Raw genomic sequence first — 23658 nt, 5'->3', positions numbered from 1 at the left:
ATATAAATTGTACTAAAACAAGAACAATCCACCTAAAAGCTAGTTTTTCTCGCCCATTTTATTATATTTTCTACATAATCTAACCGCCTGTACTATAAGAGGAATAACCATTAAAACCCATACAATAGGCTCTGTTAAAATAACGCCCCAATATCCACAAACTCTAATAAGAGTGAATGTAAGAATAATTTTTCCTATTAATTCAATACTACTTGAAATAATAGGTGTTATCTTATCTCCAAGGCCTTGTAAGGCATTCCTTGTTATAGTAATCATAGCTGTTACAAAATAAAGCAAAGTATCTACTCTTAAATAAAGAGTCGCTGTATCTATTACCTCTTTATTATCCGAACTTATTAAAATCCTAACAAAGATCGGCACACAAGTGTATGTAAGAATAACTATAAATACACACCAAATCCAACCTAGTAAAATTGCAAGTTTTAATCCCTTTACAATTCTTTTATAGCATCCTGCTCCAAGATTTTGTCCGCAAAATGTAGCCATTGTCTGACCAAGAACTGTAAACATCATCATAAATAATTCTGTAAGTCTTCTTGCAGTTGTATGGGCAAGAATGATGTTTTGTCCAAAGGAATTAATTGCGCTTTGCATTGTTACACTACCAATATTAATAAGAGAGTTCATAAAGCCCATTGAAAGGCCTGTTGATAATAATTTTCCATCTAAATCCTTGCTTATCTCAAAGTCTTTTCTACTAACTCTTAAGATATCATATTTCATAAGCATATAAATTCCGCAAAGTACAAATGCAATACCTTGCGAAAGAATAGTGGCAATAGCTGCACCTCTAACGCCAAATTTAACAACCTTCATAAAGAATAGATCTGCAAATATATTAAGGGTTACAGAAAAAATCAAAAATAAAAGTGGTGTTATTGAATCACCGATAGCTCTAAGTAAGGCAGCGCACACGTTATATAGCATAAGTAAAGTCATGCCTAAAAATATAATAAAAATATAATTATAGCTTTCTGTTAATAAATCATCTGGAGTATTTAAAATCTTTAGAAGTGGTCTTAAAAAAATAAGAACAAGAACTGTTAAAATACAAGAAATTATAATTCCTAATCGCAGCGAACTTGCTACTGTTCTCTTTAAATTCTTAATATCCTTTGCTCCAAAATACCATGCTGCAATAACTGCAAAACCATTAGTCAATCCATTAAGAAATCCTACAATCATGGTATTAAGGGAATTAGTTGAACCAACAGCTGCAAGGCTGGATTCTCCAAGTACATATCCTATAATCTTAGTATCAACTAAATTATAAGTCATTTGAAGAAGCATACTAAAAAACACTGGTACTGCAAAGCTAATAATAAGCTTAACTATGCTTCCTTTCGTTAAATCTTTCATAAATAATCCCTAATGTAAATCCTTTCCCTTAAAATGAAATGGATGCAAGAAGTATAAAACTTCCTGCATCATAAATAACAATTATTCAATTGATAGGTAGGCATCTAATATTTCTGATACATCATCAAAATCAGAATCAGTTACTACTGCAATTTCACCATATAGAAGCTTTCTTGCTGCAACTAACATTCTGCTGTCTGCTGACTTCATCTTTCTTAAATCCTTAGCTCTTTCATTCTTAATATTATAAAGAGCTCTTATAAGATGCATTAACTGTAATGTATCTTGAGACTTAACCATCTCATCATATTGCATTGGTGTAACTTTCTCATTAAGAAGTGGGTCCTTCTTGCAATTCTTCGCACGTTCAATTAACTTCTTACATTCAGCCTTAGTAATGATGTTTCTCATTGCCACCTTAGTGTTCTTAACTGGACAATAAATAATACCCTTACTATCATAAACAGGCTGTAGGAAATAATAATCACCTTCGACGCCTTTAATTGGAGGTGTAGCAATTTGCTCAATCTGACAAACTCCTACTACGCCATAACAAACCTTATCTTCAACTTCAAACATATAATTCCTCCAAATCTAGGACCAACAAAATCCATAAGTCAACATTTTAATTATACAACACTTGATAGTTTTTTTCAAAGCAAAAAATAAAAGTGCCTCAATTACTGAGGCACTTGCTTCCGAACAATTTATTTGTATCAATTCTATTCTATTATTATTTAAAAATATTCTAATTAGAATAAATCTACTTTACCAGCTATGTTACCGTTAGCTACATAGTAGCAAGCGTTATCTTCTGGCTTTAAATAGAGCTTAAGATCGTTAGCTGTAATTCCCTGATTCTGAAGGTCTTCTAATACCTTACCTTCTAATGATTCAAGCTCAACCTGCTGATTTAAGTATTGAACAAATAATTCCTTCTTTACAGTCTTTTTTGCGGTTGTTGTTGAAGGCTTAGCTGCTACTGACTTTGTAGTTGTTGTCTTAGTTGTAGCCTTCTTTGTAGCCTTCTTTGCAGCTGTTTCCTTTGTTGTAGCCTTCTTAGCTGTAGTAGCCTTAATCTCCTTAGCTTCAACCTTTACATCTGCTGTCTTAGTACCAAAAACACTGCTTGTTGCTGTTGTTGCCATGTTTTCTACCTCCTCTTTGTCATTAACATGCTAAAAATTTCTTTATTGATTCAACTGCCTGTGATTCATCATCACCTTCAGCCGAAATAACAACTTCAATTCCTGGCTTTAATCCAAAAGCCATAATACCCATAAGACTCTTAGCGTTAATACTCTTGCCCTCAGTAATAATTTCAATGTGACTATTAAATGCACATGCTGCCTGAACTAATTCAGCTATAGGATTCTTGTGCATTTTATCAATGTCGCCGACTAAAACATTTTCTTTCATGTCAAACTCCACCTAACCTTAAAAAATTTAAAAAATCCAAATACGACTATACTCTAAACTACTGATTAAGTCAACTCTAGTTTAGATATTATTTATATTTTTGTGATATCTGTCAATAGCTAGCAAGATTTGCTTTTCTTTATTGGTATTTTTTATTAAGATAATTTATTTTATCAAAATATAAAAATATAATAATACTAATTATTTCATAAATCAAGTATTAACCACAAAATATGTCTCTTTTTTTCATAGTCTTTTTATTTCAATCCTAAATTTATAATTCATTTTTAAACTCTTTAATGTAGTTAGCACATATATTCATATCAAAATTACTGTCTTCCATTAGCCTTATAAAGTGGGAACCAACAATAGCTCCATCAATTTGTGACTTTATAAACTCAACATCCTTGGCACTTCCTATACCAAAACCTAGCATAACTGGAATGTCTGTTTTTTCCTTAACCTCACATAGATAATTTTTAATTTCGTTGTGGAAACTATTCTCATTTCCTGTAACACCCATTTGGGAAACTGCATAAATAAAGCCTCTTGCGTCTTTAACAATTTTTTCAATTCGTGATTTTGATACAGGAGATACAAGCTGAATTAATATAGGTGCGCCCTCATGTCCATTTAGTTCAGTTCTTAATTCGTCCTGTTCCTCAAATGGAAGATCTGGAATTATAAGGCCATCAACACCACATTCAATGCATCTTTTTACAAATTTTTCTATGCCATAATTATAGATTTGATTATAATACATCATAAAAACAATTGGTAATTCTATTGCCTCATCTCTAATTTCTTTCATCATCACAAAGGTTTTTTCTAGAGTTGCTCCATTATTAATTGCTCTAAAGGATGCATCCTGTATAACGTTTCCATCTGCCACAGGATCAGAAAAAGGAATTCCAATTTCCATGCAATCAAGTCCTGCTTCCATACTTGTTCTTATAATATTCTTAGTTGTGTTATAGTCTGGTAGGCCAGCTGTCATGTATGTTATAAAGGCTTTTTTACCTTCTCTTTTTAGCTTGTCTATCTTCTCTTCAATTCTATTTACTAACATTTGCTTCTCTCCTTAATTTACTGTTTTTATTTTTAATGGCACTTTATTACTTATTAGTCTCTTCACCATTAAAATACTTGCTTATAGTGTCTATATCCTTGTCTCCTCTTCCTGATAGGCAAACTATTATAGTCTTACCCTTCATTTCATTCTGGGCGATTTTAAGGGTATGAGCAAGGGCATGAGCACTTTCAATTGCAGGTAATATACCCTCTAATTTATTTAACTCCATTAAGGCATTCATACATTCATCATCTCTAATAGACACATATTCAACCCTTTTAGTATCTCGTAAATATGCATGTTCTGGGCCTACTCCAGGATAGTCAAGTCCTGCAGAAATTGAATGGGCAAGCTTAATATTGCCATCATCATCCTGTAATAAATATGTTCTCATTCCATGTAAGACACCCATTTTTCCTTCTGACATTGCTGATGCATGTTTTCCTGTTTCAATGCCAAGTCCTGCAGCCTCCACACCTATTAATTTCACATTTTTCTCATCTATAAAATCAGCAAACATTCCAATAGAATTTGAACCACCACCAACACAGGCAACTACTGCGTCAGGAAGTGCATGTTCCTGTTCTAAGATTTGTCTTTTAGCTTCTATTGAAATAACTTTTTGAAATTCCTTTACCATTCTTGGATATGGATATGGGCCAACTGCAGAACCAATAATATAAAAAGTATCCTCTGCCCTTTTAGCCCATGTTCTAATAGCCTCATTTGTGGCATCCTTTAAGGTTTTACTTCCTGTCTTTACTGCCTCTACCTTAGCTCCTAAAAGCTTCATTCTAAACACGTTAAGGGCCTGTCTTTTAATATCTTCCTCTCCCATGTAAACAGTACATTCCATTCCAAAAAGTGCAGCGCCTGTGGCTGTTGCTACTCCATGCTGACCAGCACCTGTCTCAGCTATTACCTTTGTCTTGCCCATTCTTTTAGCAAGCAAAATCTGACCAATAACATTATTTATCTTATGAGCTCCAGTGTGATTTAAATCCTCTCTTTTTAAATAAATCTTAGCTCCATACTTATTAGATAAATTCTTAGCCAAATAAAGAGGAGTCTCTCTTCCAACGTATTGTTTAAGATAATATCTATATTCATCCATAAAAGCCTTGTCATTTATAGCCTCTTCAAAAGCTTTTGTTAGCTCATCTAATGTATTCATAAGAGATTCTGATACATACTGTCCGCCAAATTTTCCATAATATTTTTCCATATTCATTCTAGTCACCATTTACCTTTCTTACACATTTACAAAATCTATCTATTTTTTCCTTATCCTTACCTTTTCTTTTGTCTTCATACTCCACTCCAGAGCTTACATCCACCACATCAGGATTAACTTTTCTTATAGCAGATTCTACATTGTCCTCATTTAATCCACCTGATAAGAATAATTTCTTATTCCCTATATCAAAATCATCTATTAAATCCCAGTTAAAGCTTTGTCCGCTTCCTGACTTTACCCCATCAAAAAGATATGCATAAATCTTACTTTGATATTCTTTACTTGCCTTATGTAAATCAGCTACTTCTCCACCTTTAACGTTAACAGCAAGTATTATGGGAATACGAATTTTTTCTATAACTTCTTTAGTTAAACTCCCATGAATTTGAATATAATCAAAACCCGCCCTATTTATTAATTCCACTTGATTAATTGTTGGTGAAACAGTAACAGCCACAGTTTTAATGTGATTTTTCTGTAATTTTTTCATTAAGCTAGTAGCCAAATCTATATCTATATATCTTTTGCTTTCTTTAAAAAAAAGCACAAAACCTGCATAATCAACCTTATTCTCAATTACTGCATCAATATCCGTATCCAGGGTAAGTCCACATATTTTTATCTCTGGTCTATTCACCCCTAAACTCCTCCTTAAAATCAGTTATAAGCCCCTCTGGATTATCTGATTCCATAAGAACCGTTCCCACTAAAAGGGCATTTACCTTTGACTTTCTTAAATGCTTAATATCAGATAACTTTGTAATTCCACTTTCTGTTACAAGAAGAGTATCTTTACTTTTCTTATCTAAAGCATATTCTGATAGTTTAATCGTAGTCTCTAGATCTATAGTAAAATCATATAAGTTACGATTATTTATACCAATTATCTTCACGCCTAAATTAAGCATTCGCTTTAATTCATCTAATGTATGAACCTCGCATAGCACATCTAAATTTAAGCTTACCGCTAAGTCATAAAGCTCCTTAAATTTCCTGTCATCAAGAATTGCCGCTATTAGCAATATAGCATCTGCCCCTATTAGCTTAGCTTCATAAACTTGATATGGATCAATAATAAAATCCTTTCTAAGTATTGGTAAATCTGTGATTTTTCTAATACTCATAAGATATTCCTTGCTACCTTTAAAGTGTTTTTCTTCTGTTAAGCAAGAAATTGCATTGGCACATTTGCTATACTGACTTATTCTTTTATCTAAGTCTAATTTGTTATCCATATTTCCATGACTAGGTGAGGCATTCTTAAATTCTGCAATAACAGACAAATCATTGCCTGATAGGGCCTTGTAAAAATCATGCTTATCTTCCTTTATTTTTTTAACAGCCTCCTTTAAGGATTCAAGAGGAACTGCCCTTTTATCTGCTTCTAATCTTTCTTTTTTATCCTCTACAATTTTATCTAGAATCATATATTTGCCTCCATAAGAAAATTTTCTATAATTTTTTTACCATATTCTGTATAAATGGACTCTGGATGGAACTGAACTCCATACACTCTAGAGTTCTTTAATTTAACAGACATTACCTCGCCATCCTCTGAAAGGGCTGTTACTTCTAAATCCTTTGGCATTGTCTCTTTTTTTATAGCAAGAGAATGATATCTAGCTACCTTAAATTCCTTCTTTAAACCTCTAAATAATCTACTGTCATTTGTAGTTATTGTGGATTGCTTACCATGCATTATAGTTTTAGCTGCAACTATTTCGCCCCCAAAAGCCTCTCCTATGCACTGATGTCCAAGACAAATTCCAAGTATTGGTTTTGTCTTTGCAAAATGTCTAATTACTTCAACACATATTCCAGCTTCCTTTGGTCCCTTAGGTCCTGGGCTAATTACAATAGCATCAGGATTTAATTTTTCTATTTGTTCAATAGTTATCTCGTCATTTCTATACACCTTAATATTACTTTCAAAAATCCCTATAAATTGATATAGGTTATATGTAAAAGAATCATAGTTATCAATTAAAAGAATCATTTTAAATCTTCCTCCTTTACTAATGTCTTAGCCAAAGCCATTACTTTATTCTTACATTCCTTATACTCATTTTCTGGAATTGAATCTGCTACAATTCCTGCGCCTGCCTGTAGAAAAACTAAATTTCCTGTCTTTATCATAGTTCTTATGGTTATACAGAAATTCACATTACCATCAAAACTTATAAAGCCTGTGGCACCGCCATATAGTCCTCTATTTACATCTTCTAGCTCATCTATTATTTCCATGGCACGAATCTTTGGTGCACCTGATAAGGTTCCTGCGGGTAAAAATGTGGCAACTAAATCAATTGGATTTATGTCTTTTTCTTTCCTACCCTCAACTAAAGAAACCAAGTGCATCACCTGGGAATACCTTTGTACCTTCATAAACTGACTTACCCTTACACTGCCTATCTTACTTACTCTTCCCATATCATTTCTTGCTAGGTCCACAAGCATTACATGTTCTGCCCTTTCCTTTTCATCAGACAACAATTCCATTTCCAACTCATGATCTTCTATTTTGGTTTTTCCTCTTTTTCTTGTTCCTGCTATAGGACAGGTTGTAATTGTGTCATCGATTTTTTTAACTAACAATTCAGGTGAACTTCCAATGATTTCAAAATCCCCAAAATTGTAATAATAAAGATATGGTGATGGATTAGTCTGTCTAAGGGACTTATATAGATCAAATCCAGACTTCTTAGTCTCTATAGTCCATTTCTGAGATAAAACTGTTTGGAATATATGTCCTTTTTTTACATAATCCTTAATCTTATTAACTTTTCTTGTATAAGACTCTAGGCTATCTGACTTTTCTACAATCACCCCATCTAGGTCTAATTCACATTCATTCTTATTATCCTCTTCTTTAATAGCCCCAGCTCTTGCTAAGTCTATAAGTTCATTAGCCTCTTTTTTTAGGGCAGCCTCATCTTTATCATCCTCATAAAGAATTACTGCACTTAAGGTTCCTGCTTCATGATCAATTACAATAAACTTTAAAATAAGCATTAACTGAATTGGTGAAATATCAGTATCAGTATTCTTTTTTCTATGAGGTAATTTTTCTACAAAGCCTGCAAAATCATATCCAAAGGAACCTGTAAATCCTCCTAAAAAGCTAAGATTATAGTCTACCTTTTCAATTTCAAATTCTGACATGTAATCCCTTAGGCAATCCTTTGGATTTCCCTTTCTTACTTCACTAGATTCATATTTGCCAGTTTTACCTAGTCTTTTTATTAGAATTCCCTCATCATTAGAGCTAATAAGTTCTACAGGATCAACCCCCATAATGCTAAATTGTCCTTCGTTTCTTTCCTTACTCTCAAGTAAGAAGCCTATTTTATTTTTAAAAATCCCGTTAAATAGGCTAATTGGTGATTCATCAACAACACTTACTGTTTTCTTATAAACCTTATAAATCTTCTTCATTTTCCTTCCTTTCATGAAAAAAGTCCCTGATAGGCTAAAAGCCTACCAGGGACGAATTATCGTGGTGCCACCCTTTTTTTGATTCATTATTAGAATTCTCTAATAAAAAAAGTGACCAATTTATAAAATTAGCCACTTATAAATCACTCTTATCAGATACATATAATATCCTTCCTCTGTAACGTGAGGTCACGTCTTTAGCTACTAAAAATTTCACCAAAGCATCTCCCAGATCCATTCCTTATAGATTTCCATATCAGGATTCCACCGCCCCTGACTCTCTGTGATGTACCTTCCAAATAAGTACTACTTCTGTTCATCGACTTTTTATTTATTAAATTATTGATATACTATCACGCTTTAACGCTTTAGTCAAGCAAAAATTTAAATATATTCTGCTCTTTCTCCACCAATATACTTAGGTCTTGTTCTAGCGCAGACTACGTGGGCATTACCTACTGTGTTAATCTTAGTTCTAACAGGAACAGCTACTGCTCTTAAATGCATACCAATTAAAGTATCGCCAATATCCATTCCAAGTTCAGCCTTTATTGTCTCTACCATAACAGGATTGTCCATATTCTTATATGCTGCAGTTGCAAATGAGCCACCAGCCTTAAGTTTTGGAACTACACTGACAATTTCAAGACCTCTTTTTATAGCTAACTCTCTTTCAACACATAAGCATCTATTTAAGTGTTCACAACACTGGGCTGCCACATAAAGTTTATGTTCACTAGCCACCTTACTTATTTCTTCAAAAAGAGCCTGTCCGATTTCTTCACTAGAAAAAGTACCAAGTTTATGAGCGTTAACCTCACTTGATGAGCATCCAACAACTAATACATCACCTTCCATTGGTTTTGCCTGGGCTATTAAATCCTCAAGAATTTCCCTTACTTCATTTTTAATTTCATCTATATGATTATATTTTTCATTTGATATTCCTGCTGCCATTTTTTCTTCGAACAAAAAATGTTCTTTCCTCCTTTTTTTATTCTAAAAAGTATCTTATCACAAATAAAAAAAATAACAATAAATCTTTTATTTTTCATTTTTTGGATGTAAAATAAAGTTAGATTAAAGTTGTGAACACTACATATAGAAAGGCAATCACGGGAGGCAAATGATACCTTTAGAGGTTTTTTATGAGGGTTTTAAGATCTCTTCCTTTTGTTGGTTTTGTTGTTACACTAATTAGACTAGCAATCAAAATTGTTGCCTGTGTAATAATAATTGGTATTATATATTGTTTTGTATTTAATGATTTTAGCGCCATTGATTATATTTTTTCACCAGAAGGTGCTGTAATTAAGCTCTATCAAAACATATATAATTCAATTCCAGAACTTTTCACAACACTTAAATCGCTAATTTGAAGAAGGAATCTAACTAGTTTTAAGTTAGATTCCTTCTTCTTTATAGATTCCTTCTTTATAGTTTCTTCTTTATAAAATGTCTAATAAATCACTAAATTTTTCTATTTTGTATGTATATTCATCCACATTTCCAAAGCCATAACTTGCAAATACAAAGTCAATTCCTGCATCTATTGCTGACTGTTTATCACCTTGTGTATCTCCAATATAAATTGGATTTTGTAGATTATTTCTCTTAATTAGAATTTTGTTAGTCTCACCCTTAGTTACAAAGGTTCTTCCCCAACATTCTGTGTCTTTAAATAAATCTGATAGGTTATGTGCCTTTAAAAAAGCCTCAATATAACCATCCTGACAATTACTTACAATATATAATGTGTATTTTTTTGAAAGTTCACTAAGTGTTGTTTCAAGCTTATCATATAGCTTTCCACCAACTTTAGCTAAATACTCATTCTCATATAAACAAAGCTCATCCATAAGTCCATTTCTTACAGACTCCTCTTCATTAGGAAATAGCATAGCTGCAATAGTATACATTGTCTTTCCCATGCAATCAGTTAAGTCAGATTTTACAATTGGATCTCTTTTTATTTCAGGATGTTTTTGTAAAATAATGTTCCAAGCCTCAACTATTGGTTCTGTCGAATCCCACATTGTTCCATCTAAATCAAAAATTAAGCCGTCGTATTTATTCATTACCATTATCCTTTATCGCTTTTTCTAATTCATCTAAAATTTTTTCTAAGCCTGCTTCCCTTGTAATATCATAGCAAATTGAGAAACAGTCCCTAGCAAGCTTATATTCCCTATCTTCCATCATAAGTTCACCAACTCTATAAATAATTCCTATTGTCTTAGAATCTGGACCTGGCTCTATACCTTCCTCTGTAAAGACTTTCTGAATACGTCTAATATCTATATCAGGTGTTTTTTCATTTATTGCGCTTTCAATATATTTTAATTCTGAGTCTGCATTATCTGTATGATAGTAAACATTAGCGTACTGATATGCATCCCTTGCAATCTCTGGCTTATAGTTTGAAAGATAATAAAAAGCCATATTTCTATAGTATCTTGCCATAGTAGCTCTAGTACAGCAATATCTATATGCCTGTCTTGTAACTTCTAAATATCTATTCATCATATTCTGATACTTGTAACTTTCTGCTAAACCAAGGTAAGAATCTAAATCCACAGGGTTCCAGCTTAGAGCCTTCATATATGCATCCTTTGCTGCCTTATATTTTCCCATGTTCTGGCATAGTTCGCCAAAAGTTCTATAATATTCGCCAATTGGAATATCAAGGGTTTTTACATCGGCATCTGGTTCAAAATAAACCTCATACAAATAATATTCCATTATATGATTAAGGCTCATATAAATATCGCCCTTCTCATCCTTAGTTAAATTTACAGTTCCATCTGAATTAACATATGCTGCTCTTCTTTCATCCAAACTATCTTCCACTTTTTTTAGAATTTTATCAAGCATATCATATGCCTTTTCAAAATCTCCAGAATCAAGGATTTCCTTGTATCCCTTAAACTCTTCTTTTACGTCTTTTAATTTATTAATGTTCATTTATTCTTTCCTTTTCCTGGCTTATAATCACCTATCAAGATACTAACTGATCTTGGTGATAATTTTACACTTCTTCCATCTTCGCTAATAACTGCTTTTTCTTTCTTAGCTGCTGAACAAAGATAAATACTCCAACCCTTGCCACCATCTATCTTAGGAAGGGCTAAATCATGTTCTTCCCAATGCATATTATAGGCCACATATATAAGCTTATTAACTCCTGCCTCTCCGTGATTTGCAGAATACATCATTCCCACATGTCTTATAAAATTCTCTGTTGGAGCAAACCAGGCATTGCTTCCATGATATGATAAATCAGGGAAACCTACCTGTAAGCCATCACTCATTGTAAGCGGTTTGGATAGATGTAATATCTTATATTTTTTTCTTAAATGTATAAGTTCCTTAGTCCATTCAAAAATCTTCTTTGAATTAACATTATCTTTCCATGTAACCCAAGAAATCTCACTATCTATGCAATATGGATTATTATTGCCTTCCTGAGAATTACCAAATTCATCTCCACTTAAAATTAAAGGTGTTCCTGATGATAATAAAACCATTGTTAGGGCATTTTTTATCTGCTTAACTCTTAAATCAATGATTTTTCTTTTTTTGGTTTGGCCTTCTTCACCGCAGTTCCAGCTATAATTAAAGTTCTCGCCATCTCTATTATTCTCACCATTAAGTTCATTATGCTTTCTATCATAACTTACCAAATCATAAAGTGTGAAACCGTTATTATTAGTAATATAGTTAATCACAGCACTATTAGTAGGATTATTCTTACTTGCATTCATAAATGCCATTAATTGGTTTTCGTCCCCTTTAAGTAACTGTCTTGCAATATTCTGGAAATCATTATTATAATTTGCCATATGTTTATATGTCCCTTTTTTTCCATCCCAGAATATTGTTATTATTTTTGTTTTTGATAAAAATGGATCAGCTGCAACTGTCTTTAGAATTGTTTCATCACCATATAAATGCACTCCATCAATGTGATACTCTCTTACCCAGAATCTCACACAATCAAGGCAAAGACTTACTGTCTCCTTATCAAAAAACATTTCCATACAAACTTCAATTCCAGCTTTATGTAATTCCCTTACCATTTCCTTAAATTCAAGACTATAGTCCTTATTAGAATCCTTGCCACTTACAACTGAACTAAAGCTTGCCTTTGGAGCAAAATAAAATCCTCTTGTATATCCCCAAAAATTAGGAGCACATGTTTTTTCACCATTTATATATCTAGCGTCCACGCCATATCTTGATAAAATACCATCTTCCTTTAATTGAGAAAAACGTCCAATTTCATCATATTCATAAGCTGGCATTAATTCTAATGTTGTAATTCCTAATTCCTTAAGGTATGGAATTTTTTCTATAATTCCTTTAAATGTACCTCTTTCCTTAACCTTAGAAGTCTTTGATTTTGTAAATCCTCTAACATTTAACTTATAAAATATACAATCACTATAATCTAAATTAAGGGGTTTATCACCTTGCCAGTCAAACTCTGCCACGCTAATTGGTGATAAATATACATCTTCTCTGCTTTTCTTACCAAAGCAGGTACAATCAGTTATCTCTTTAGCGTATGGATCTATATATGGATGCTTATCTATTTCGTAAGCATAATAGAAATTTGTTAAGTCAACATCACTAATGCTTACTGAATAAACATCTCCAAATCTCTTATCTTCATCTAGAACAATTCTATATTTAGCATGCTTTTTCTTCTCACTATATAAGCACAATACCACATTATTAGACGCACTACAGATACTAAAATTATATTCACCATTTATTACATTACATCCCATTATATTAGGATTACCTATTTTAATCTGCATCTTTATCTCCCTTATATTAACTGTTTTCCTTGTTTGGTCTTTCCCTATATAAGCCCTGCATAGTCTTTTTATCTAATTTATAGTAGCGCATGATAAAAAGTGTTATTAACCATCCAATCATTGGAATTATACAATAGAAAAAAACCGTCATGCCCTTTAATTGCGGCGTTAACGCATCTTCAACCTGTGGGAAAACTTCCTTAAATCCAATAAACGACAAGCAAAGTCCCACAAATCCTGTGGCTAATGCTGAAAAAGTCTTATCAACAAAAGAAAATAACGCTCCCATAATTCCTGGCACAAAAAAACCACTGATTGTGTATTCATAATCCGTACAATCAGCAATCATAGGAACTACTATATTATTAGATATTGATTTTACACCATTTAATAGCATAAATACAAGTAAAAACACTACAGTAATAACATTGATATGAGTAAGTGATACCTTAGTTAAGTCAGTAAATAACATTAATAGCATAAAAATTGTTTGGAAAAAAATAGCCAAAATTGTAGAAAAAATTAATGCATTTTTCTGACCATGTTTTTTGGCAAAAGTAATTCCTAAATAAATTATTCCCAAATTAGGAAATCCAATAATTACGCCAATTAAGCCTGCCAATGGGTAATTTTTCATTAAAATACCAAAAAGCATAACAGGAACAACTGCATTTCCATAAACCATTTGGGCAAATTTATTAGAAGCTGCTGCAATTACAAGCATTCTAATAGGTTTATTATGCTTTAAAATTGTAAAATAATCCTTAAAGTGTATCCTAACCTTCTTATCCTGTGATAGTCTAAAATACTTTGGCCTATCCTTTTCCCATATTCCTATCATTGCTAAAATTGAACAAATTCCTGACACTATAACAACTGTAATTACAAATTCAGAAAAAAGAGCCTTACTTGTAAAGCTTTTATATTTTCCAATTAAATACACAGATACATAAAAAGCTACAACTCCATGTGCTAACATTATAAATGTGGAATCAAAAAATGTTATAAAAGGTCTTTGATTCACATCCGTTGTGATTACAGATTGTCCGGATTTTACAACTGCAGTTTGAAAGGTATATCCAATGATATAAATTGAATAAACCACTATAAAATAAATCGGTCTTATCCCCCTTGGCACTAGATCTGTTGTAAAAAATAAAACCAAAGAACTTATGCTCATAAATAAATATCCAAGAAAAATATATGGTCTAAATTTACCAAACCTTCCATTGGTCTTATCTATAAAATAGCCAATAATTGGGTCTGTAACCCCATCAAAAATTCTCATTCCTGTAATTATAAAGGAAATAAGCACAACTCCAAGCCCTGCTACGCCATTGGCATAATATGAGACATAACCCATCATAGCAAGGAAGAGATTTGTAGAAGTATTATTTAAGCTAAAAAATGCTATTTGCCACATTTTTGCTCTTTCTTTTTCAATTATATTTGTTTCTTTATTATCCATCGCACTACCATCTATACTTAATTTTTTTTTCTATGAATATTATATTATATTTTGCATATTTTAACGAGTAAAAAAATATATGTTTAACCTTGTGAAAATTTACGTTATAATATATGATATAAACTTAGGTTTACTTTACGCGATTTATTTTATCTAGGGTAGTTAATTGTAAGCCTTTAAGAGGAACGAGTACTTAAAGGGGATTATTAATAAAGTCAAATCAAAAAACTAATAGGAGTATATAATGATAATGACTAATTTGGACAAAATTATTTCTAAGGTAAACAATAATAAAGTATATATTCAAACTCACAATTTTCCTGATCCTGATGCTATTGCTAGTGCATACGCTCTTTCTGTCTTACTTGGAATTAGGGGTATTACAGCCGAGATTATTTATAAAGGATCTATTGATAAGACTGTTACATCTAAGATGGTTAGAAAATTAGGAATTAACGTGATTGAATATGACACTAATAGTGAATTAAAGCAGGATGATGAAATAATAATTGTTGATGCACAACGCGGTAATGCCAATATTGTTACTATGAATGGTAACGAAATTATTTGTATTGACCACCATCCTATTTATGTTGATGATACTTATCAATTTTCGGATATTAGACCAGATGTTGGTGCTTGTGCTTCTATTATTGCATCTTACTATGTAGAGAATAATATAGAAATACCAATGAATGTGGCTACTGCTCTTCTTTATGGAATTAAGGTTGATACAGCAGATATGAAACGTGGCGTAAGTGATTTAGATATGGATATGTTCTATAAACTTCATGCCCTTGCAGATAATAATATCCTTTATGACCTTGATAGTTCAACCATGGAAATGAGCGATTTAAAGGCCTATTCCATTGCTATTTCAAGTATAGATATTTATAAAAGCGTTTGTTTTGCTGATGCTGGAAAAAATTGCCCTGATGCACTTATTGCCAATATTGCAGACTTTCTTATAACCCTCAATGGTATAGAGCTTGCAGTTATTTATTCTGTAAAAAGCGACGGTGTTAAATTATCCACAAGAAGTAATTCAAATTACCGTGCCGGTCAAATAACCAATAATGCCCTAAATCAAATAGGAAGTGGCGGAGGTCATGATAATATGGCAGGCGGTTTTATTCCATTTAAATGTAAAGAAATGGGTAGCACTGAATTAAATGAAATAATTATAGAATTAAAAAAGAGATTTTTAAGTGAAGTGGATATTTCTTTTTAATTAGTTTATGTAATAACTTGACATTATATTTTTTTAGAATTATATTAAAATTGTTTGTGCAATGCACAACTCGCTACCATGGCTCAGTTGGTAGAGCAACTGATTCGTAATCAGTAGGTCGTGGGTTCAAGTCCCATTGGTAGCCTCTGTAGCAATTTACGAAGTAAATTGCTATGTAGCCACAGGGCCGCATCGTTAGATGCATCTCATCCCTGTGGTTCATTTGTAGGTATTTTTATGAATAAATGTAACATCTGCCCTAGAGGCTGTAATATAAATAGACAAGAGAATATTGGATATTGCAAATCAGATAATTCAATAAGAGCAGCACGTGCTGCTCTTCATTTTTGGGAAGAACCATGTATTTCAGGCACTAGCGGAAGTGGTGCCGTATTTTTTTCCGGTTGTAATATGCGCTGTATATTTTGCCAAAATTTTGATATAGCTGCTAACAACAAGGGAATTAAATTAACTAACACAGAACTTTCTGATATTTTTCTAAGATTGCAGGAAAGTGGCGCTAATAACATAAACCTTGTTACACCAACTCACTTTACTTATGAAATTATCAAGGCTTTAGAGTTAGCTAAATCGAAGGGACTTGTTATTCCTATTGTTTACAATACTAGTTCCTATGAAAATGTTAACACCCTTAAAGACCTTTGTGGCTTAGTTGATGTTTATCTTCCCGATTTTAAATATGTTGATAACAATATTGCAAAGGAGTATTCTAGTGCTCCTGATTATTTTGAAGTTGCAAGTCGCGCCCTTGAGGAAATGTATAGACAAGTAGGTAAGGCTAGATTTTTTACTAAGGAAGAAACTGATAAATTTAATGCAGATAATAATTTAAAGATTGATTACGAGCTAATGAAATCCGGAATTATTGTAAGACACCTTTGTTTACCAGGAACAAGTAATGATTCTATTGCTGTAGTTAAGTATCTATATGAGACTTATAAAGATAATGTCTATATAAGCATTATGAACCAATACACTCCTCTTCCACAGGTAAAGGATCACAAATTACTGCATAGAAAGCTTACAAGCTATGAATATAAGAAGGTTGTAGACTTTGCAATTGATTTAGGAGTCATTAATGGATTTACCCAGGACGGAAGGGTTGCAAAGGAAAGTTTTATTCCTGACTTTGACTTTACTGGTATTTTAAAAAAATAGTAAAAGAACACAATGGAGATTTAATATATGATATCACTAACAATTAATAACACAGCCGATTTTATGAATAAGCTATTAGTTAATGAGACCTTTGATAATCTATTATTATCCGAAGCCACATTCCAAACAGCTTGTAGTTATACAATCGATGGTAGAATTAATCCTTCTTTTTATAATTCAGAAGAATTACAAGAAATTGGAAATAGAATTTATATGACATGGAAAAGTCAAAGGCCTCATGCTTTTAATCTAATCAAGGGAAGCAAGGTTCCAACTAGTTTAAAAATAATATTCGCCCTTTCAGAAACTGCAACAGCTAAGCTAATAAAAGATAATAATATTGATTTAGCATTAGAAGATATTGATGGATTGTTTATTAATATAAATTATAAAGACGATCAAGTAACAATTATAACTGGTACATCACTAAAGGTATTTACATTAGATAAGACTTTGGAGAAAGCCTTTGATAACTACCTTTTAAATACATTTGATGCATGTAAAATTTCATATACACAAAACTAGAAAAAGCAGGTATAAATACCTGCTTTTTTTGGCATTATGCTATCTTTATTTGTATTCGGTTTCAGACAACAACAAACAAGAATCTAGGGTGTACATAACGCGAAATTAACTGGTGTCTCCATGAACGACTAGAGACAAATTGTTTATGAACTGAAAATGTGAAGCAATTCATTCAACAATATTATTGTATATATTTGCCGTTGTCTTTACAATGCATCTTAGGACACAAAAACCGCAACTTGATACATTGTATACAATTTAGATTTTCACTCTTTTTCTTTGATCCTACTTTCCCATGATTTTCTTGACAAGATCAAATAAATAACCTCCTGTTAACATATCTATCGCCTCCTTAATTATTATTAGGTATTATTACCTCAGTTGTATATAAATAACCATCATCTGATGTAATAATCGATCCATTAATCTTATCTATGGTAAAGAGGACATTAACCATTCCAATTCCATGTCCACTTTCCTTTTTAGATGAAATAAATCCTCTAAAATTCTTTTTTGGCGGATTTATTCTCTTATTTTTTATAGTAATTATCTTATTCATATTAGTAATTGACATCTCTACATAAACATCGAAGTCCATTTTTTTCAAATCTTTTTCTCGATTCTCCTTTGTAAGACCTTCAACAAATTTTGCTCCTGCCTCACAGGAATTTTGAAACAGATTGTAAAAAATCGTACATAAATCGATATTTGATATTCCCATATCCGAAGGTAAGTGTCCAACACATTTAATTTTAAGATTTGGATATTGTCTAATTTCTTCTGTAATAATTGAAGATATTAGACCATTACCCGTATTAATAAGTGGTGAAATCTCTGTTACGTTTTCACATAAGCCGCCAATATATTCATTTAACTGTTCATAATCATTAGTATCACTTAAGTGCTTCATGCAAAACAAATGCTTTCTTATATCATGTCTAAAAGCCTTTGTTGCCCTATCTTTTTCCTCTAATACCTTATAATACTCAACCTGGTTATAAACCATTCTGTTATAAAGTGAAATATCATCTTGTAGCTTATCAATTTGAAAAACATTAATTGTAAGAAGAATCAGGGTAATTAATATTATCGCTGTTGAAAGAATAAGAACTGCTATTATCTTATTTAATTCCATCTTGTAATCTGTAAAATAAAGGACTGCTATACAAGCATTTATCATAATTGCAAAACCTATCATTGAATAGAAACTAAGGTATCTTCCCATATGAATTTCCTTAAGAGAATTTCTTTTTTTACAAACAAGGATATAAAAAAGCATAACAACAATCATCATACATAATTCAAATAACATGTCATTAATTGTTTGAATTATTGCATCCCCTTGCATTGCCGGTACAAAAAAATTTATTACAATAGTTACTAATGTATCTAATACATTATAAATCATTGCAGAAAAAAGTATCCTTTTTATGTCTTTTTTATCCAAAACATTTACTATAAGAAAAATCGGTGGAATTAAAATATGGATAACATCTATTGTGACCTCATCAAAGAAAAGTGCACTTATTACGCCAATTAATCCCAAAGCTATCAAAGAAAGAAAGTGTTTTTTTCTTAATTTTAAGTCAAAAAGCCCCTTCGTAATTAGGTAAGTTTGAATGTATTCCAAACACAAAAAACTTGATTCAACTAATATTTTTAAAACCATATCTAACATATATATAACTCCCTTTTTTAGTTAGAACATTACTGCCTACTTTATATGGTAACTTTATTGCTTAAGCTATAGAAATTCATCTTTTCAATAAATCTATTCCAATAAGAATTTCCCACTTCAACTTCTAAATTATCCATATCTAATCTAATAAAACCTCCCCTGTAAACCTTTGTGTAACTTTTTACATGCTCTAGATTTACAACGTAGCTTTTGCTAACCCTTACAAAACATCCTATATCTTCGCTTTCAAAATGTTTTAACCATTCTGACATAATCCTTGTACTAATTATATCCTTATCCTTTGTTATTATTTTAGTTTTTCTGTGACCTCCTTCAAGCAATAGAATGTCATTCATCTTCACAATTTCAAAATCAGCGGATGAGATTGGAACCTGTATTAGCCTATTCTTATTAATTTTTTTGATGGCAGATAATATAGTTTCATCAAATCTATCTGTATCAATTGGTTTTCTTAGGAATCTAAATGGCAACACCCTAAATGTATCATCAATAATTCCATCTTCACATGTTAAAAAGGCAATCAATCCAGTATATCCATCATCTCTTAACATATGGGCCAAATCCAGGCCATTTATATCCGGCATTATGTGATCTAATATTAATAAATCATAGTAATTTGTGCCATTCTTTTTGATGGTATTTAAAAGTGATGTACTTGTAGAAAAATAATCCGTTTCAATTGTTTCAGTCATGCATTCTAGTCTTTGTCTTACTTCCTTAAGTATGCTTTCATCATCATCTAAAAGAGCTAACCTCATCAAATATCTCCTATTCCTAAATTCAACTTTACAGTCTATCCAATATTATAACACTAGTTTTAAATATATCTACAATAACTATAGCTAGTCTATGGGAAAGTTTATAAAAATTTTATTAGCACTCATTTAATTTGAGTGCTAATTTTTATTGACTTCTCGTCATTAAAAGTTTAAAGTATATTTTGTTGGCAGTGCCAATGCTTTATTAAAGCTATAAATCGCTTTGCGATTCTAAAAATAAATTTACTAAAGGAGTGTTTTAAAATGGCAAAAGAACATGGTAGTTTATCTATTAACTCTCAGAACATCTTCCCAATAATTAAAAAATGGATGTATTCTGATCATGATATTTTTTACAGAGAATTAATCTCTAATGCTTGTGATGCAATCACTAAATTAAAGAAGTTAGCTCTTATTGGTGAATATGAAGAGCCAGATGATGTTGAATACAAGGTAAAGGTATTACTTAGCCCTAAGAATAAGACAATTACTATTGTTGATAATGGTCTTGGTATGACAAGTGAAGAAGTTAATGAATATATAAACCAGATTGCTTTTTCTGGCGCTGAAGCTTTCCTTGAACAGTACAAGGATAAGACTAATGATGACCAGATTATTGGACACTTTGGTTTAGGTTTCTACTCAGCATTTATGGTAGCTGATAGAGTTACTATTGATACATTATCTTATAAAAAAGATTCTAAGGCTGTTCACTGGGAATGCGATGGCGGAACAGAATACGACATGTCAGAATCAAAGAAGACAGAAATAGGTACTTCAATTACTCTTTACTTAAATGAGAACGCTTATGAATTCTGTAACGAATACAAGGCAAGAGAAGTTCTTGAAAAGTATTGCTCATTCATGCCAGTTGAAATCTTTATGGAAAATACTGATGAAGAGCCAAAAACTGTTGATATTCCTGAAGAAGAATTACAGGAAAAAGATGTTGTAGTTAAGCGTTTTACTAAGGATGCTGTTACTGAAGAAGTTGAAGAAAACGGTGAGAAGAAAACTGTTGAAAAAGAACCAGCTAAGAAAATGGTTACAATAAATAAGCGTCCAGAAGCTATTAATAACATTCATCCACTATGGACAAAGCATCCTAACGAATGTTCTAAGGAAGATTACATTGAATTCTACCATAGAGTATTTAAGGATTATAAAGAACCTCTCTTCTGGATTCACCTTAATATGGACTATCCATTTAACTTAAAGGGTATTCTTTACTTCCCTAAGCTAAATATGGAATATGAATCAGCTGAAGGTACAATTAAGCTATATAACAACCAGGTTTTCGTTGCTGATAACATCAAAGAAGTTATTCCTGAATTCCTTCTCTTATTAAAGGGTGTTATTGATTGTCCAGACTTACCTCTTAACGTTTCTCGTTCAGCACTTCAAAATGACGGTTTTGTTAAGAAAATCAGCGATTATATCACTAAGAAGGTTGCTGATAAATTATCTGGTATGTGCAAGACAGACAGAGAAAACTATGAAAAATACTGGGATGATATCAATCCATTTATTAAGTACGGTTGCTTAAAGGATGAAAAATTCGCAGAAAAGATGAATGACTATATCATCTTTAAGAACTTAGATAATAAGTATGTTACATTAAAAGAAGAACTTGAAGTAAATAAGGAAAAACACGAAAATACAATTTACTACGTTACTGATACTCAGGAACAGAGCCAGTATATCAACATGTTTAAGGCTGATAAGATTGATGCCCTAATTCTTGATAATAGAATTGATCAACCATTTATTCAGACTCTTGAGAGCAAGAACGAAAATCTTAAGTTTGTCCGTGTAGATTCAGAAATTGATGACAGCTTCAAGGAAGATGTAAATGAAGATGAATTAAAAGACCTTAAGGAAAAACTTAGCGATATCTTTAAAAAGGCCTTAAATAACGATAAGTTAAATGTAAACGTTACAAAACTTAAGGATGAGAACATCTCTTCAATCATTACTTTATCTGAGCAGGATAGACGTATGCAGGATATGATGAAGATGTATGGTATGGCAAACATGGATCCTTCTATGTTTGGTGCTAATGGTCAGACATTAGTTCTTAATGCTAATAACAAGCTTGTTAAATACATTATTGATAATCCTGATAATGAGAACACAGCACTCTTTAGTACTCAAATCTATGACTTAGCTCTTCTAGCTCACCAACCACTTCAGCCAGAAGCTATGACTAGATTCATTCAAAGAAGTAATCAAATTATGCAATTACTTGCCAAATAAAATTATTTAACGTAAAATAAAGCTAGTTGATTTCGTGATATACAAGGTTTCTTAATGTCCGATTAACTAGCTTTTTTAGTTAAATCAACAATAAACTACTATAGAGGTACTTACATGGCAAGAAGTTACAAGCAAAACTATGATGAGGAATATGTGGAGGATTTTCTCACAGATGAAGATGATGGGGTGGAAATACTAGATGACATCTATGTAGACGAAGACGATGACTATGACGACGATAATGCTAAGAAACCAGAACAGGCAAAACACAAAAATTTAGGACGCGCTATAGCTAAAGAAATCCTAAGCTACATTAAGATTCTTGTAATTGCTGCTCTTATAGCACTAGTAATAACAAGATTTATCATTATAAACGCTCAGGTTCCTACAGGTTCTATGGAATCCACAATCAATATAAATGATAGATTAATCGGATTTAGACTATCTTACCTATTCTCAGAACCACAAAGAGGAGATATTATTATTTTTAAATTTCCTGATAATGAGAAGGATAACTATGTCAAGCGTGTAATTGGTACACCTGGCGATGTGGTTGTTATTAGTGGCGGCAAGGTTTATGTAAATGAAGTAGAATTAAGTGAAGACTATATTAAAGAACCTATGGTTGATAATGGAACAAGTCAGACTTTCTTAGTTCCAGAGGATTGTTATTTTGTTATGGGTGATAATAGAAATAGTTCCTTTGATTCAAGATATTGGCAAACAACTCACTTTGTACATAAAGATAAGATCCTTGCAAAAGTTATCTTTAAGTATTTCAATGGCATAACAAAAAAGCCAACATTTAACACATTTAAATAAACACAAAAAATTCCCTTTTAATAAAGGGAATTTTTTTTTAATCGGGTAGGAGGTAGATAATTATTTTATCTACCGACCTCCCACAGCACCGTACGTACGGTTCCGTATACGGCGCTTCTCTAGTTTTCACATATTTTCAAATAAAACTCTGTGAATGTTGGGTATCCAAGTTCACGGAGTTTCTTGTTGTTAAACGCAGTCTGTAATACAAAATAACTACCACAATACCAGTTGCCATTTCGCATGTTTGCGCATATCCACGCTTTTTCTTCTTCCACGCCTAACTTTTTGAGTTCCTTGAATTTCGTTTTAACCTTCTTCCATTGTTTCCAGTAAATTGTCCTTATCTTATGC

The 23658-nt window shown here is 32.0% G+C and carries 23 protein-coding genes, 1 tRNA gene, 1 pseudogene and 1 other annotated feature; of the genes and pseudogenes, 7 read left to right on the top strand and 18 right to left on the bottom strand.

Annotated features, from left to right (window positions below):
* Positions 1-39 precede the first annotated feature (39 nt).
* The 11 genes from T537_RS0108965 to T537_RS0108915 form a co-directional block, all read right to left on the bottom strand.
* On the bottom strand, positions 40-1380 hold the full coding sequence (locus T537_RS0108965) for an MATE family efflux transporter (protein ID WP_031557377.1): 1341 nt from the start codon (positions 1378-1380) through the stop codon (positions 40-42).
* Between the two features lie 81 nt (positions 1381-1461).
* Positions 1462-1959, bottom strand: coding sequence for a CarD family transcriptional regulator (locus T537_RS0108960; protein WP_031557375.1), 498 nt, complete (start codon positions 1957-1959; stop codon positions 1462-1464).
* Positions 1960-2132: 173 nt separating this feature from the next.
* Positions 2133-2528 carry a DUF6465 family protein gene (locus tag T537_RS0108955; protein ID WP_051637207.1) on the bottom strand — a complete coding sequence of 132 codons (396 nt, stop codon included), beginning with the start codon at positions 2526-2528 and terminating at the stop codon, positions 2133-2135.
* A gap of 22 nt (positions 2529-2550) precedes the next feature.
* Positions 2551-2799 (bottom strand): HPr family phosphocarrier protein, encoded by a 249-nt coding sequence (locus tag T537_RS0108950; RefSeq protein WP_027437411.1) that lies wholly within the window; start codon positions 2797-2799, stop codon positions 2551-2553.
* 274 nt (positions 2800-3073) lie between these two features.
* On the bottom strand, positions 3074-3868 hold the full coding sequence (gene trpA / locus T537_RS0108945) for a tryptophan synthase subunit alpha (protein ID WP_031557370.1): 795 nt from the start codon (positions 3866-3868) through the stop codon (positions 3074-3076).
* 46 nt (positions 3869-3914) lie between these two features.
* The gene (gene trpB / locus T537_RS0108940) at positions 3915-5102 is read right to left on the bottom strand and encodes a tryptophan synthase subunit beta (protein WP_081823281.1); all 1188 of its coding nucleotides are present in this window, start codon (positions 5100-5102) and stop codon (positions 3915-3917) included.
* A gap of 1 nt (position 5103) precedes the next feature.
* A complete protein-coding gene (locus T537_RS0108935) occupies positions 5104-5745 on the bottom strand; it encodes a phosphoribosylanthranilate isomerase (protein ID WP_031557365.1) in 642 nt (213 codons plus the stop codon).
* Positions 5738-6535: an indole-3-glycerol phosphate synthase TrpC gene (gene trpC, locus T537_RS0108930; RefSeq protein WP_031557362.1), complete on the bottom strand. Its 798-nt coding sequence runs from the start codon at positions 6533-6535 to the stop codon at positions 5738-5740. The genes T537_RS0108935 and trpC overlap by 8 nt, the downstream gene beginning before the upstream one ends.
* Positions 6532-7104, bottom strand: coding sequence for an anthranilate synthase component II (locus T537_RS0108925; protein WP_031557360.1), 573 nt, complete (start codon positions 7102-7104; stop codon positions 6532-6534). Before T537_RS0108925 ends, trpC begins: the two co-directional genes overlap by 4 nt.
* Complete coding sequence (locus T537_RS0108920) at positions 7101-8543, bottom strand: anthranilate synthase component I family protein (RefSeq protein WP_031557358.1); 1443 nt, start codon at positions 8541-8543, stop codon at positions 7101-7103. The genes T537_RS0108925 and T537_RS0108920 overlap by 4 nt, the downstream gene beginning before the upstream one ends.
* Before the next feature lie 44 nt (positions 8544-8587).
* Positions 8588-8872, bottom strand: a binding site (T-box leader).
* 55 nt (positions 8873-8927) lie between these two features.
* Positions 8928-9500 (bottom strand): TIGR01440 family protein, encoded by a 573-nt coding sequence (locus T537_RS0108915; protein ID WP_051637206.1) that lies wholly within the window; start codon positions 9498-9500, stop codon positions 8928-8930.
* A 191-nt stretch (positions 9501-9691) separates the two neighbouring features.
* On the opposite strand from T537_RS0108915, the gene T537_RS0108910 reads away from it, so the two are divergent.
* Positions 9692-9922 (top strand): hypothetical protein, encoded by a 231-nt coding sequence (locus T537_RS0108910; RefSeq protein ID WP_031557353.1) that lies wholly within the window; start codon positions 9692-9694, stop codon positions 9920-9922.
* A 69-nt stretch (positions 9923-9991) separates the two neighbouring features.
* Here T537_RS0108910 and T537_RS0108905 read toward each other — a convergent pair whose 3' ends face one another.
* Genes T537_RS0108905 through T537_RS0108890 form a run of 4 tightly spaced genes read right to left on the bottom strand, consistent with a single transcriptional unit; the run spans position 9992 to position 14834 of the window.
* Complete coding sequence (locus T537_RS0108905) at positions 9992-10621, bottom strand: HAD family hydrolase (RefSeq protein WP_034244578.1); 630 nt, start codon at positions 10619-10621, stop codon at positions 9992-9994.
* Complete coding sequence (locus tag T537_RS0108900; protein WP_031557350.1) at positions 10614-11507, bottom strand: tetratricopeptide repeat protein; 894 nt, start codon at positions 11505-11507, stop codon at positions 10614-10616. The genes T537_RS0108905 and T537_RS0108900 overlap by 8 nt, the downstream gene beginning before the upstream one ends.
* Positions 11504-13366 carry an alpha-amylase family glycosyl hydrolase gene (locus T537_RS0108895; RefSeq protein WP_031557347.1) on the bottom strand — a complete coding sequence of 621 codons (1863 nt, stop codon included), beginning with the start codon at positions 13364-13366 and terminating at the stop codon, positions 11504-11506. The genes T537_RS0108900 and T537_RS0108895 overlap by 4 nt, the downstream gene beginning before the upstream one ends.
* 16 nt (positions 13367-13382) lie before the next feature.
* Complete coding sequence (locus tag T537_RS0108890; protein WP_031557345.1) at positions 13383-14834, bottom strand: MFS transporter; 1452 nt, start codon at positions 14832-14834, stop codon at positions 13383-13385.
* 244 nt (positions 14835-15078) lie between these two features.
* On the opposite strand from T537_RS0108890, the gene T537_RS0108885 reads away from it, so the two are divergent.
* The 4 genes from T537_RS0108885 (at position 15079) to T537_RS0108870 (ending at position 17769) form a co-directional block, all read left to right on the top strand.
* Entirely contained in the window at positions 15079-16065 is a 987-nt protein-coding gene (locus T537_RS0108885; RefSeq protein WP_051637205.1) for a DHH family phosphoesterase, read from the top strand.
* 72 nt (positions 16066-16137) lie between these two features.
* Positions 16138-16210: transfer RNA gene (locus T537_RS0108880), tRNA-Thr, on the top strand.
* A 92-nt stretch (positions 16211-16302) separates the two neighbouring features.
* Positions 16303-17244 carry a radical SAM protein gene (locus tag T537_RS0108875; RefSeq protein ID WP_031557341.1) on the top strand — a complete coding sequence of 314 codons (942 nt, stop codon included), beginning with the start codon at positions 16303-16305 and terminating at the stop codon, positions 17242-17244.
* Between the two features lie 27 nt (positions 17245-17271).
* On the top strand, positions 17272-17769 hold the full coding sequence (locus T537_RS0108870; RefSeq protein WP_027437396.1) for a DUF5721 family protein: 498 nt from the start codon (positions 17272-17274) through the stop codon (positions 17767-17769).
* A 352-nt stretch (positions 17770-18121) separates the two neighbouring features.
* Here the strand turns inward: T537_RS0108870 and T537_RS0108865 are convergent, their stop codons facing one another.
* Positions 18122-19447: a GHKL domain-containing protein gene (locus tag T537_RS0108865; RefSeq protein WP_031557339.1), complete on the bottom strand. Its 1326-nt coding sequence runs from the start codon at positions 19445-19447 to the stop codon at positions 18122-18124.
* A gap of 41 nt (positions 19448-19488) precedes the next feature.
* Positions 19489-20226 (bottom strand): LytR/AlgR family response regulator transcription factor, encoded by a 738-nt coding sequence (locus T537_RS0108860; protein ID WP_031557336.1) that lies wholly within the window; start codon positions 20224-20226, stop codon positions 19489-19491.
* Positions 20227-20490: 264 nt separating this feature from the next.
* Between T537_RS0108860 and htpG the strand changes: the two genes are divergently transcribed.
* Entirely contained in the window at positions 20491-22482 is a 1992-nt protein-coding gene (htpG, locus tag T537_RS0108855; protein WP_031557335.1) for a molecular chaperone HtpG, read from the top strand.
* A 114-nt stretch (positions 22483-22596) separates the two neighbouring features.
* Positions 22597-23304, top strand: coding sequence for a signal peptidase I (lepB, locus tag T537_RS0108850; protein ID WP_081775439.1), 708 nt, complete (start codon positions 22597-22599; stop codon positions 23302-23304).
* Between the two features lie 119 nt (positions 23305-23423).
* Here lepB and T537_RS12955 read toward each other — a convergent pair.
* Positions 23424-23658: pseudogene (locus T537_RS12955) on the bottom strand (group II intron reverse transcriptase/maturase); the annotation flags it as partial.

Origin of the sequence: Lachnospira multipara LB2003 (assembly GCF_000702205.1) — a bacterium.
GTDB lineage: Bacteria > Bacillota > Clostridia > Lachnospirales > Lachnospiraceae > Lachnospira > Lachnospira multipara_A.
Note: the sequence above shows the minus strand (reverse complement) of the source record. Positions and strands in the feature narration are given on the sequence as shown.